Below are 12,170 nucleotides of genomic sequence, written 5' to 3'. Positions count from 1 at the left end.
CTGTGTAAACAGCAGTCACGCAGAGTATGACTGCTGTTTTTTTCACAAACCGTACAAATAAAGCGTTTAAATCACATTGATTAAATTTATAGAAAAATTTACAATAATTGTATGGATGGTACTTATCTTTAAAATCCAGTCATCATTCTTTATGTGAAATATATCACATAAAATTATCTAATAATATATGAAAGCAAGGGGACGCTTCTGGCATGGTTTTGATCGAATTCGTCCCTTTTAATGAGGTGGCCACAAAATGTTGGTATTAGAACCTATTAAAGTCGGAAATTTGGAACTGAAAAACAGATTTGTTATGGTTCCAATGGGAGCAGAACTCGGAAATTTTGATCAAAGAACAGTAGATTACTATGTTACCAGAGCAAAGGGCGGAGCATCGATGGTGATGACAACCGTTATTGCAACAGAAGCTATCGATGGCCATACCCCTGCATCCACATTGACAGAAGAAAGTTTTGCAGGCTTTAAAGAGCTAGTGGATAGGGCCCATGAATTTGATTGTAAAATCTGCCTTCAAGTGGTGCCCGGAATTGGATTAGGTGGTATAGGAGAGGGCAGGCTAAAGCCCGCTTCAGCATCAGCTTTACCATTGTATCCCGGTGCTAATATAACCTTTGAAGAATTGACGATTGATGAAATTAAGTTTATACAAGGTGAAATCTCGAGAACAGTAAAATTAGTGAAGAGAGCAGGAGCAGACGCCATTGAAATCCATGCTTATGGCGGGTACCTGACAGATAAATTCATGACCAAACGATGGAATATCCGCCAGGATGAATATGGCGGAAGCTTTGAAAACAGGATGAGATTTTTAACAGAAATAATCGATGTCATCAAGGAAGACCTTGGAAGTGACTTCCCTCTCCTTGTTAAATTTACCCCGGATCATTTCTTGCCAGTAGAAGAAGGGTACAGGGGAATTGAAGAAGGAATAGAGATTGCCAAACTATTAGAAAGCAAGGGTGTCCATGCATTACATGTTGACGCTGGCTGTCATGATAATTGGTACATAGCAATGCCGCCTATTTACCAGCAGGATATGGTTCCACAAATGATTTCATCTGCTAAAATTAAGGCTGTCACGTCTTTGCCAGTTCTTTCAAATGGGCGCCTGGGTGACATTGAAAAGGCTGAAGCTGCACTTCGAAATGGTTGGATTGATATCGCGGGAGTTGGAAGAGAGTTTTTGGCAGACCCAAATTTTCCAAAGAAAGTGATGGAAAATAGAACGGACGAAATCAGACATTGCATTTATTGTAATGAAGGCTGTATTGCTACCGTTGCTGCTGGTAAGAGCATAAACTGCGCCGTCAATCCTCTTACGGGCTATGAGGGATTGAAAGAATTGAAAGCAGCAGATGAATCGAAGCGGGTTCTAGTGATAGGTGCTGGTCCTGGCGGCTGTCAAGCTGCCATAACTGCTGCAGAAGCAGGTCATGATGTGGAAATATGGGAGAAAAAAGCCTATCTAGGAGGGAACTTTCATAATGCCTGTATGCCTCCGTTTAAGCGGGATGGAATGAAAATTCTCGATTATTATCGGACAAAACTTGACCGGTTAAATATCTCGATTAGGTATTGTAAAGAGGCAACGGAAGAAGCGATATTATCCTATAAAGCAGATTTGGTGGTTCATGCTACCGGTGGCAATCCTATAATGCCAAGTGCAATCAAGGGACTGAATAAGAGCCATGTTTACACAGCAACAGACGTTCTGCAAAATCAAGCTCTTCTTGGAAAAAAGATATCGGTTATTGGCGGCGGGCTAGTCGGCTGTGAAACCGCAGTTGTGCTTGCAAATAAAGGAATGCAGATCACTATTATCGAAATGGCTGAAAAAATGTTACCTGAACCTTTATTTATACAAAATGCAATGATGTTAAACCAGCTTTTGCAGCACCCAAATATCACGTTTAAAACATCTGCTAAAGTAACAGAAGTACTAGATCAAGCCGTAGAAATTGAGGTAAACGGCAATAAAGAATGGAATGATTGTGATAGCGTTGTGGTAGCAGCAGGATTTTCGCCTAACAATCATCTATATCACTCTTTAAAAAATAAAACGAATATTGTTAACGTTGGTGATAGCGTGAAGGTTAGAAAAGTACTTGATGCAGTACACGAAGCATATGATGCGGTCTTAAATTTGTAGAATTATAATAAAAAGCTGAGACAAATCTACGAATGAACAAAAAAGCCGGCAGAATTTTACGAGGAGTAAAAATCTGCCGGCTTTGATTTTGAATCTAGTGATGTCCCTGCCTCTATTCAGCTTTATTTATATAAGAGCGCAGATCCAGTTGGAATGACTGAAGTCGAATATTTATAATGTTGTCAGAGCACATCATTATAAATAAGCTTATTTAGCATTAGTTTTTTTTGCACGCACTGGTTTAAAAATAGATAGAACATACATCACTAACCCTGCAATACCAATTCCTAAAATGGTGTTGAATGATTGGCCAGTGTAGAAGCCGCTGCCGAAGTAGAAAATTTCACGTAAACCTTCAGAGGCAAAGCGGATAGGAACCCAAGGGCGAATGAAGTTTACAAAGAAATCAGGAAGCATTTCTTGTGGTGTCATTAAAACACCCATACCTAACAGCATTACAACCATGAATAAGGTAATGGCTGGTTTACCGATCCATGCAGTTACTCCGGAGACTAATAAAAAGAAACAGAAGGCTGCAAACGATACGAACGAACCAACCAAGAAGTAGCTAGGCATATTAATACCAGCGATTAAACCAAGCGTTGCAACGGTAAAACCAGAGAATAGGGCAATAATTATGCCGAATAATGCTTGACCTCCCATTAGGTGTAACGCTTGTTTCCGAGTTAATAATTCTTTTTTCAAAATGTTTGAAGAAGCTAAAAATACTATGAAACCACCGATTAACGCACCTACCCAAGCAGGAACTGCCATTAAGGTTGGAGCACTTCCGTTTGCAGTTGAGGCTGTAACGGCATTGAATACTTTTTCTTCAGAAACAATCGGATTCACAAGTACAGCTGCCTTGTTAGCCTCGATTTGTTGACCGTCCATTTGCGCAATAAAATTTGAAGAATATTGGTTGTTTAATTGGGTAATTAAAGCAGTTAAAGCAGTCTTAGCATAGTTCGCACCAGTTATGTTATAACCTTGGTTAATATATACCTGTAAAGTTGCTGGAGAGTTGTTAGTCAGCGCATTTTGCAATGTATCATTATAACCTTCAGGAATGACTAATGCAGCATAATACTGTTTATCATCAAATAAATCTTCAATATCTTCTTCTTTTTCATTTGTAAAAGCTAACATTGGTTCTTCGCCGTCAGTGCCTTTACTCATTTGTTCAACTGCCGATTTCACGGCATCTACATGTACGCCTTCATCATTTACTATAAGTGCAACTGGTAAATTTCTTACTTGTGGGTTACCTTGAGCAAATAAATTTAATGAGAATAACGCAATAATTAAAATTACTGCAATAGGAGCAGCCCAAGCTAATTTTTCTTTAAATAATCTCAATCAATTTCTTCCTTTCTTAATAAACAACATATTGTTCAGTAATATTTATTCATTTTATAATCAAGGTATAAACAGAAGCAATGAACAAAAGTGAACAGCTTGTTCATTTTTAGAAATAGAGGGATTTTTGTGAGTATTTATGAAGAAAAAAACCGTAAAACTAAACAACTAATTCAAATGTCATTTTTGCAAATTTTAGAGAATAAGCCGTTTGAACAAATTACGATCGGGGATATAACAAAAACCGCACAAATTAATCGAGGAACTTTTTATTTACACTATCAAGATAAATTCGATTTGCTTGATCAAATAGAACAACAATTGTTTAGAGATTTAGGAAATCATATTGACGAATTACAATCTCGCTACTCTTCCATACATACATTTGAAAATGGACAAGAGCAAATAGCTGCTTCTCTATTTAGTTCAATTAAAATGCATGCACCAATATTAAAAATTTTCTTAAGCAATCATGGTAGAGCAGGTTTTCATATTAGATTCAGGGATGCCTTTTCAGAAAAAGTACGTTTGAATTTAGAGAAAAATGATAGCATTAATGCAAGGTTAAAGGCCCCTATGGAATATTTTTTATCTTTTATCACATCTGCTTTTTTAGGATTAGTCGAACAATGGGTTCAAAATGGTTTAGACAAAACACCAGAAGAAATGACAGCTCTATATATTGATATTATTTCTTTTATTCAAAAGAAGTAATGCGACTTTTGAATCTGGGAAAATTCATTCTACAATTCTGAATCATGCCTAGATAAAAAACCAAAATTATTGGCTTTTTTGTTTTTTCGACGACGAACAGAAGAGCGAACACTTGTTTTGAGCGAAAATGTGTTCCCAGCTCTGATTATCCCCTATAATGGAAAACAATGGCTGGTTCAGGAGAACCGTCATAAAAGAACAAAACGGAGGATTAGGGTGGCAAACGGGAAAGCGCATAAGAAAATAAACCTAGTATTTTTAGCTATTGGAATTGGGGCCGTATTGATCAGTTCTCAACAATATGTGCATGGGATTTCCGTGATTATAGGATATCTCTTCGGCACTTATTGGATGAACCCTGATTTGGATATAAAAAGCAATCCGTATCGGAGGTGGGGATTCTTACGGTTCATGTGGATTCCCTACCAAAAATTTAAGCATCGCTCCATCTGGACACATGGGTATGTGATTGGAGATATCATCAGATATCTGTATGTGATGGCTTGGATCATGCTGGGAGCAGGAGCGATGAGTATCCTGACAGATGTGCCATATGGAATTTATATCAATCATTTAGAGGAATTCGTTATTCAACATAAGTTGTCTTTCTTATCCTTTATTGTCGGGAATATGCTTTCATCTACCGCACACATTTTGACCGACCATGCTTCAACCACTTTCAAAAAGGTCTTTTAGCCAAAATCCAAATCCCTTTTCTGCTAGGAGAAAAGGGATTTTTAGCATTTCAAGATGGCTTGTCGTTCGTCAAACTTCAATATGTTCTCTCAAATCGAAGCCATTTTAAATACTCTTCGTCTTAAAAATAGGCTGTTTTCGTAAAGATTGTTGCTTTATAAAAAAGGTTGATTTATATCCATTTTATGGTACGGTTAGATTATAGTAGCTTATTGAACAAACGGGGCAGGTTAGCGAAAAAAGGACTTATATTATTTTTAAAGACATATATATAATAATGGTTTTACATACCACCGGGAAAATAAACGACATATATAAAGACATCAAGCTTGACCAAGGCATTATAATTAAGTTCAAGAAAGAATGTCCTCAAAGAGAATATATTTATACAAAATGGCTTGTAAGCTATTTTGTCGAACGATTAGGGGGTAATATGGTGAGTGAAATAGATAAACGCAACAGATTAAAGGAAGAGCCATTCAATTACCAAATAACGAAAAAAGGGACAGTGATCATCTATTACGAAGGCAAGCAAATCAAAATTGTAAAGGATGGGAAGGCTGCGCAACTTATAGAAAAATTAAATGCAGCAGAAGATATAATGGAAGTACAGCTTTTATTAGCTAAAATTACAGGGAACTTTAAACACGGCAACGAAAAAAACGGTAAAAATAAATAAACAAATTCATTCCTCGGAGATTTGGCTATAAAAGACGCTGCTAGAAATTTATAAATAAGGATCTTTTATATATCAATGTTGATTATACAAAGACAGGATGGCAGTGAAAGACGGGCGATTCCTGCCCGAGCAGTGGGACAGGTTAGATCCCAAATTATTAAACAGTGGCGTTCATCCTAGAAAGATTAATGCTTTTTTGTGGTTGAATATCTTGTTGAAGTAAAGGGGCAGGTTCGTATTATATAGTTCAGCCAGAACTTTCTGGTTGAACTTTTTTCATTTGAATTTAATCTATCAGTGGCCAGGGTAGAACGTAAGGGGCAGTGGGACAAATGATCCCGTCCGCTAAACTGTTCACCCCCTACTTGTAGAAATATGTTTGAGGCTGGTTCATCTCTACCTCCACGCTTCTTAGCCTTTCTATCAATTACTTCTCGGCCTTTGAAAGACTCTTTGAAAAAGGTCTCATCGCTTTCGATAATTCCTTTTAAAGTTTGAAATCCCAATGAACGAAGGGCAAAAAGCACCTTATGTCGCCAGTAAAATGCGGTAGACAAATGGATTTTTAGTCTTTTGGCAATCTTCGGCAAGGTGTAACCCTCAACTATTAAATGAAAGAAAGTAGACCACTTTCCAAGATAACGAGTGCCAGATATAGGAGTGTTAGTTAGGTCGTTGAAAAACTTTCCGCAATCACGACAAAGATTAAGAGAGGCAAAATCATGAATTGATTTTGCCTCTTCCATTAATCACACAATACTTTTACTACTGCTTTTTTTACAGTTTGCGGTTGTTGCACACAAACACCTGGCATATGAGCATCTTGGGGCATAAACACAGCAAAACATCCTTCTTTCACGATAAGATGATTACCCTCGCCATTCAAGAACATAACATCATTTTCTTTTTGTTCCTCTACGACTTCTGTATCTTCCTTATTTGTATAAACCATTCTTTCCTCGCCTTTAATGACGTATTGGATATCCGTATATGAGTAATGAGCTTCCAGGCGACAGTCTTCAATGAGCTTTGTTTCATACTCTTGAATCATTACGAAGACCTTGTCATTTTCAATTTCATACTTTCCTACCGGCAAGGCTTGCAAATCATTTTCCATTAAAAAAGCGAAGGCTTTCTTTAATCTAGGATGCACTCCATCATATAATGGAGCATTTGATAACTGATCGATAATCATATATGTTTCCTCCGATACGTAATATAAGTATATAAAATAGTAACATAACCAGTAATAGCGATACAAGAACTTGTATACAAGTCTGGTTCGTATGATATGAAAAACCGAAGGAGAAAGAAATAATTGAGTTTGATTAATAAACCATCAAACCTTTAGATAATAGTCATCTGGCCATTTATTTGTGTAAAATTGCCAAAATACTTTTATCGTCTAACTTGTGTTTATCATTTTTAGCTCAGCTCCATATTTTATGAAACACCCGTGATTCAACTTACATCTGTTAACTTTTTTCCTTTTATAACCATTATCGGGTGTGATATGATAAGATGTAATTAAAATAATATCTGAAGATTTTCAGGAGAGGTTCATAGCGGATACCCTCTATAAAAAACTATGGATACATGTCATTCTCGCCATGTCCATATATTGGACGTGGCTTTTTTGACTTTCTAAGTAGTTATTTTTATAGAAAAAGAGTATGGCCCTCCTTGGAATGATTAGATATCTAATTCAAGGAGGGTTATTTATGTCTGGTCGACAACAAACAGAAGGATTAGAGGATTTAACGTTATTGGGAAATCAAAATGTGAAGTATGCATTTAATTATGCACCTGAAGTATTAGAGTCTGTAGATAATTTACATTCAGACCGTGATTACTTTGTTAAGTTTAATTGCCCTGAGTTTACAAGTCTTTGCCCAATTACGCAGCAACCGGATTTTGCGACCATGTATATTTCGTATATTCCAAATAAAAAAATTGTAGAAAGTAAGTCACTAAAATTATATTTATTTAGTTTCCGCAATCATGGAGACTTCCACGAAGACTGTGTCAATATCATTATGAATGACTTAATTAAACTGCTGGATCCTCGTTATATCGAGGTATGGGGCAAATTTACTCCACGCGGGGGTATATCAATCGACCCTTGGTGTAACTATGGCCGTGCAGGTACGAAATATGAAGAAATCGCAAATCATCGCTTAATGAATCACGATTTATATCCCGAAAAAATTGATAATCGCTAACTGAGTGTTACCACAATTCGTTAAAATCCTTTTATCTTGGGAGGGGGGAAAGATCATGAAGCAAGAAAAAGCATTAGTCGTGTTTAGCGGCGGACAAGATAGTACGACATGCTTGTTCTGGGCAATGAAAAATTTTGGAGAGGTAGAGGTTGTGACATTTAATTATGGGCAACGACATGCATTAGAAATTGAATGTGCAAAACAAATCGCTAATGAATTAAACGTCCATCATCATATTTTAGATATGTCATTACTTAATCAACTTGCTCCGAATGCATTAACACGCGCTGATATTGAGGTGAAGGATGGTGCGGAAGGAGAGTTGCCATCAACGTTTGTACCGGGTCGCAATTTATTATTTTTATCTTTTGCAGGTGTATTAGCGAGACAAATTGGTGCAAAGCATATTATTACAGGTGTTTGTGAAACAGATTTTAGCGGATATCCAGATTGTCGTGATATTTTTATAAAATCATTTAATGTCACAATCAATTTATCAATGGAAGAAGCCTTTGTTATACACACACCTTTAATGTGGTTGAACAAAGCAGAAACATGGTCCTTAGCAGATGAATTAGGTGCATTTGATTTTGTGAAAGAAAAGACCTTAACGTGTTATCACGGTATTAAAGCGGACGGCTGTGGTGAATGTCCCGCTTGTAAGCTGCGTCTGCAAGGAATGCACACATATTTACATACCAAACAGCATATAGGAGGATCAATATGATACGCATTCTATTCTATTTAGTATCAATTGTAACGGCAAATGTACTGACAGCGCGCTTTGCTCCATTAGAATTTTGGATATTCATTATTCCAATGGGATCGTTCTTAATTGGTGCAACCTTTATCTTCCGTGATTTGGTTCAAAATAAACTTGGTCGTAAGAGGACCTATGGTTTTATTTTCTTAGCTTTAGTATTATCAGCAACTGCATCTTATTTATTAGGAGATACTCTAATTATCGTCGCAGCCTCTGCGCTATCATTCTTAATCGCAGAAACAACAGATACAGAAATTTATACACGTTTAAAACTTCCGATGGCTTGGCGTGTCTTTTATAGTGGAATGGTTGGTGGTTTATTAGATTCAGTTGTGTTCGTCATTGTAGGACTAAGCCCATTAGGAGCTGGATATATTCCTTGGTCAGCTGTACCAGCTGCAATTATTGGTCAGATTATCGTGAAAACGGTTATGCAAATGATTGGTGCATATCTATTAGGGCAAGGGTTGTCTTATAAAGAAAAATATCTGGCGAAAGTATAAAAAAGTACAATAAACAAAAAGAACTATCAAATGGCTTTTCCGATACGGTTAAGGGCTTATTGAAGTCCGAGCTTCTTTTTCTCCGGGAATTTAAGAGTTTGGAGTATTTTGAGAAAGAAATGGCGGACTATATCCATTATTACAATCACAAAAACAAATGAAGGCGAAATTAAAAGACCTGAGTCCAGTTGAATACAGAACTCAGGTCTTGAAGCAGCCTAATTATATATGTCTAAATTTCTTGAATCAGATCACACGGGAACCGCTTTTATTTCTTAATGTTTACAGGAAATCACTTTTACACTTTTGACTTTTCCTTTTACCGCTTCTGGCAGATATTCATACGTTTCAAATGGCTTTGGTTGGCCTTTTTTCAAGCTGTCCGCATAGCCTGACAAGACTGCGACCATTTGGTTATTTTCATCTAGTAAAACGGCTGCATAGGATGCATCAAACTCTTCATCTGTCGAATTCACAAGTTTGCCTGTTACTGTGTACATTTTGTACTCATCTTCTTTTAATACAGGGTTTTCCACATTAACACCGACATATTCCTCAGATGCCTTGTCATACTCAGGCACGCAATACACTTTGGCGATGTTCTCTTGTTTGATAGGTTCTTCAATAAAGAGGGTATTCGAAATATAGGTTTTCTCCCCTGGATTGACAATGTGCGGGTAACTGCTTCCGCCCATTTGGGCACCTAATACATTTCCGTCTTTGTCTTCTGCCGCTAAGTCAGAAGAATACAACACTGCTGGGATGTTGCTGGTATTTTCCAGTTCGGCATAGTAGTAAATGGTCGTGTCATCACCGGTTTCGATATAATATTTTTCTTGGGTGAATTCCAAGTTGACTTCCTGCTGATCGTTTTCTTGAACGTTAGTGGTGGTAGAAGTTGTTTCATTGTTTGTGTCTTTTGTTGCGTTCGAACAAGCCGTCAACAACAACGCTCCAAACATAATAATGAAAAATCGCTTCATCACTGTTGTGCACTCCTTTGGTGAAATTAGGATCTTATTGTAGCATGGAAGGGAAAGGTATTTTACTGTAATTTCCATTTACAAATAATTACCAGTTAGAAGCGTTGCATTAATGAAGAACGAAGGTGGAGAACAACATGAATAATTTTTTTGAGAACTGGCATATGAATTTCCAAAGAATCTAAAAAACGTGAATGAAGCACTGAGTAAAAAAGAAAAAGTATCTGGTTGTTCTTTTTGTCTGTATTACCATGGAACGGTCTTTAGTATGGTTAATCATTTTAAAAATGGAGGTATTTTCTCCTTTTGTATAAAAGAAAAGAGATATTAATAGAAATAACAAAAGCATAAGAACTTTAGTTGTTCAAATGCTTTTGTCTGGGTTTAAAAAGTCTCTTATTTTTTATCCTTACAGTGCATGGAAGCTACATAACCAAAGGTCATACCCGGTCCCAATGTTGCTCCTGGCCCAGGATAAGAATGACCCATAATGGATGATGAACAGTTACCACAAGCGTATACATTATCAAATACTGTACCGTCTTCTTTAACAACTCTTGCTAATTCGTCCGTAACTACCCCGCCTTTAGTGCCGATATCCCCTGGGTAGACTTTCATTGCATAGTAGGGAGCCTCATTGATTTCAAGTAAATTTGGATTTGGCAAAGAAGGATCCCCGTAATATCGATCATGTGGTGTTTCTCCTCTATGGAAATCTAAATCTTTTCCGTTTCGTGCAAATTCATTGAATCTGTTCATTGTTTTAACTAAATTTCCTTGTGGAATATTTAATTTGTTTTCTAATTCTTCGACTGTATTTCCTTTCAAAACAACACCATTCTCATAGTATGCTTGAGGGAAATCTTGCCCGGGGAATAGGCCAGTAAATATATATCTTTTCTTGGCTCTTGCATCTAAAATAATCCAGGAAGTGATGGCTTTACCGTCTGTTTTTTCATTATGTTCATACATTTTATCAACGAATTCATGATATGGAGTCGGTTCATTAATATATCGATTTCCGTCTTGGTCAACGATAATCATATTCGGCAAGCCTCTATCCGCTACTAAGAAAAATGGCATACCCAAATGATTAATGACAGTAGGTGCACCCCAAACTCTGTCCATTAAACCAAACTTCGCATTCAATTTTGCGAAAGGCTCAATAATATCACCAGTTTGACCTTTTGGTGAGCTTGTCCAACTCACATCTTGTGGACTTGGAAGATATTTATCTCTCTTTTCTTGATCCCGAGAAAATCCACCTGATCCAAAAATTAAGCCTTTATTGATTTTGATTGTTACTTGTTTACCGTTTTTGTTTACGATTAGGCCTGTTACTTTATCGTTTTCGTAAATAAAATCAACAAATGGTGAATCAAGCCAAATTTCACCGTTTAAATCTTTGTAAGTTAGAGCCAATCGAGCTATTAAAGCTCTACCTAATGCGGCATAATCTTTTTTGAATAATTTATGCTTAATTAATCGCCATCCAATTGTTAAAGAAGCTCTTTTTCCTGCCCAGGACCTGGTGATCATATTCACTTTAACGAAATCCTGTCCTGTCATAACGAAACCTTTTGTATCCATAGCAGGAGGGAGAAGCTTGCTCTTCCAATCTTCTAATTTATTTAAATCAATTACTTTGGGCTCGATCGACCGGCCGATCCCTTTTCCACCCGGATGTGTCGGGTAATAGTCAGAGTAATTATTTGCATAGGAGAATCTCATATGTGGGCTTAAATTATGCATATAATCCAGCATTTCGATCCCTTTTTTCAAATAGGTTTCTTTAATTGTATCACTTACTAAATCACCTACAGTGGAATCTAAATATAATTTAGCCTCTTCAAAACTATCGGCTACACCAGCCTCAACTAAATATCTGTTATTCGGAACCCATACACCGCCGCCTGATAAAGCAGAAGCTCCTCCAAAATGCTTTTCCTTTTCAATTAGCAGTGTACTTAATCCCTCTTTTTTTGCAGTAATGGCGGCAGAAAAACCTGTTGCTCCAGAACCGACTACTACTACATCATATTCGTAATCCCAACCCATTAAAAAATCCCCCTTTGAGTAGT

11 protein-coding genes, 2 pseudogenes and 1 riboswitch are annotated in these 12,170 nt (G+C 37.0%); of the genes and pseudogenes, 8 read left to right on the top strand and 5 right to left on the bottom strand.

Going from position 1 to position 12,170, the window contains the following annotated elements:
• Positions 1-256: 256 nt before the first annotated feature.
• Complete coding sequence (locus tag AC4G3N_RS01565; protein WP_491089595.1) at positions 257-2,170, top strand: NAD(P)/FAD-dependent oxidoreductase; 1,914 nt, start codon at positions 257-259, stop codon at positions 2,168-2,170.
• Between the two features lie 207 nt (positions 2,171-2,377).
• Here AC4G3N_RS01565 and AC4G3N_RS01560 read toward each other — a convergent pair whose 3' ends face one another.
• Complete coding sequence (locus AC4G3N_RS01560; protein ID WP_139891845.1) at positions 2,378-3,529, bottom strand: YhgE/Pip domain-containing protein; 1,152 nt, start codon at positions 3,527-3,529, stop codon at positions 2,378-2,380.
• Between the two features lie 129 nt (positions 3,530-3,658).
• Here AC4G3N_RS01560 and AC4G3N_RS01555 point away from each other — a divergent pair, with 129 nt between their 5' ends.
• The 3 genes from AC4G3N_RS01555 (at position 3,659) to AC4G3N_RS01545 (ending at position 5,618) form a co-directional block, all read left to right on the top strand.
• A complete protein-coding gene (locus AC4G3N_RS01555) occupies positions 3,659-4,243 on the top strand; it encodes a TetR/AcrR family transcriptional regulator (RefSeq protein ID WP_066103403.1) in 585 nt (194 codons plus the stop codon).
• 117 nt (positions 4,244-4,360) lie between these two features.
• Positions 4,361-4,939: a metal-binding protein gene (locus AC4G3N_RS01550; protein WP_175354250.1), complete on the top strand. Its 579-nt coding sequence runs from the start codon at positions 4,361-4,363 to the stop codon at positions 4,937-4,939.
• 436 nt (positions 4,940-5,375) lie between these two features.
• Positions 5,376-5,618, top strand: a complete 243-nt coding sequence (locus AC4G3N_RS01545) for a hypothetical protein (protein ID WP_066103409.1) — start codon at positions 5,376-5,378, stop codon at positions 5,616-5,618.
• A 389-nt stretch (positions 5,619-6,007) separates the two neighbouring features.
• On the opposite strand, the pseudogene AC4G3N_RS01540 reads toward AC4G3N_RS01545, so the two are convergent.
• Together AC4G3N_RS01540 and AC4G3N_RS01535 are read right to left on the bottom strand one after the other, a co-directional pair.
• A pseudogene (locus AC4G3N_RS01540) lies at positions 6,008-6,322 on the bottom strand (transposase); the annotation flags it as partial.
• 41 nt (positions 6,323-6,363) lie between these two features.
• Positions 6,364-6,813 (bottom strand): NanQ anomerase/TabA/YiaL family protein, encoded by a 450-nt coding sequence (locus AC4G3N_RS01535; protein WP_066103412.1) that lies wholly within the window; start codon positions 6,811-6,813, stop codon positions 6,364-6,366.
• 354 nt (positions 6,814-7,167) lie between these two features.
• Positions 7,168-7,214: riboswitch (PreQ1 riboswitch) on the top strand.
• A 125-nt stretch (positions 7,215-7,339) separates the two neighbouring features.
• On the opposite strand from AC4G3N_RS01535, the gene queF reads away from it, so the two are divergent.
• From queF to AC4G3N_RS01515, 4 genes and pseudogenes are all read left to right on the top strand, one after another.
• Complete coding sequence (gene queF, locus AC4G3N_RS01530; protein WP_066103416.1) at positions 7,340-7,840, top strand: preQ(1) synthase; 501 nt, start codon at positions 7,340-7,342, stop codon at positions 7,838-7,840.
• Between the two features lie 55 nt (positions 7,841-7,895).
• Entirely contained in the window at positions 7,896-8,567 is a 672-nt protein-coding gene (gene queC / locus AC4G3N_RS01525) for a 7-cyano-7-deazaguanine synthase QueC (protein WP_066103419.1), read from the top strand.
• Positions 8,567-9,106, top strand: coding sequence for a VUT family protein (locus AC4G3N_RS01520; protein WP_066104272.1), 540 nt, complete (start codon positions 8,567-8,569; stop codon positions 9,104-9,106). Before queC ends, AC4G3N_RS01520 begins: the two co-directional genes overlap by 1 nt.
• Before the next feature lie 50 nt (positions 9,107-9,156).
• Positions 9,157-9,317, top strand: a pseudogene (locus AC4G3N_RS01515) (IS3 family transposase); the annotation flags it as partial.
• 64 nt (positions 9,318-9,381) lie between these two features.
• On the opposite strand, the gene AC4G3N_RS01510 reads toward AC4G3N_RS01515, so the two are convergent.
• Together AC4G3N_RS01510 and AC4G3N_RS01505 are read right to left on the bottom strand one after the other, a co-directional pair.
• Positions 9,382-10,092, bottom strand: coding sequence for a hypothetical protein (locus AC4G3N_RS01510; protein WP_066103422.1), 711 nt, complete (start codon positions 10,090-10,092; stop codon positions 9,382-9,384).
• Between the two features lie 393 nt (positions 10,093-10,485).
• Complete coding sequence (locus AC4G3N_RS01505; protein WP_491089594.1) at positions 10,486-12,147, bottom strand: FAD-dependent oxidoreductase; 1,662 nt, start codon at positions 12,145-12,147, stop codon at positions 10,486-10,488.
• Positions 12,148-12,170: the final 23 nt, after the last annotated feature.

This window comes from Bacillus sp. z50 (genome assembly GCF_058313585.1).
The sequence above is the reverse complement of the archived record's forward strand: the minus strand, read 5'-3'. Positions and strand labels throughout refer to the sequence as shown.

Bases quoted from the DNA above. Each gene is read 5' to 3' on its own strand.
- AC4G3N_RS01565 (WP_491089595.1), top strand. From the start codon at position 257: ATGTTGGTATTAGAACCTATTAAAGTCGGAAATTTGGAACTGAAAAAC.
- queF (WP_066103416.1), top strand. From the start codon at position 7,340: ATGTCTGGTCGACAACAAACAGAAGGATTAGAGGATTTAACGTTATTG.
- AC4G3N_RS01535 (WP_066103412.1), bottom strand. From the start codon at position 6,813: ATGATTATCGATCAGTTATCAAATGCTCCATTATATGATGGAGTGCAT.
- AC4G3N_RS01505 (WP_491089594.1), bottom strand. From the start codon at position 12,147: ATGGGTTGGGATTACGAATATGATGTAGTAGTAGTCGGTTCTGGAGCA.
- queC (WP_066103419.1), top strand. From the start codon at position 7,896: ATGAAGCAAGAAAAAGCATTAGTCGTGTTTAGCGGCGGACAAGATAGT.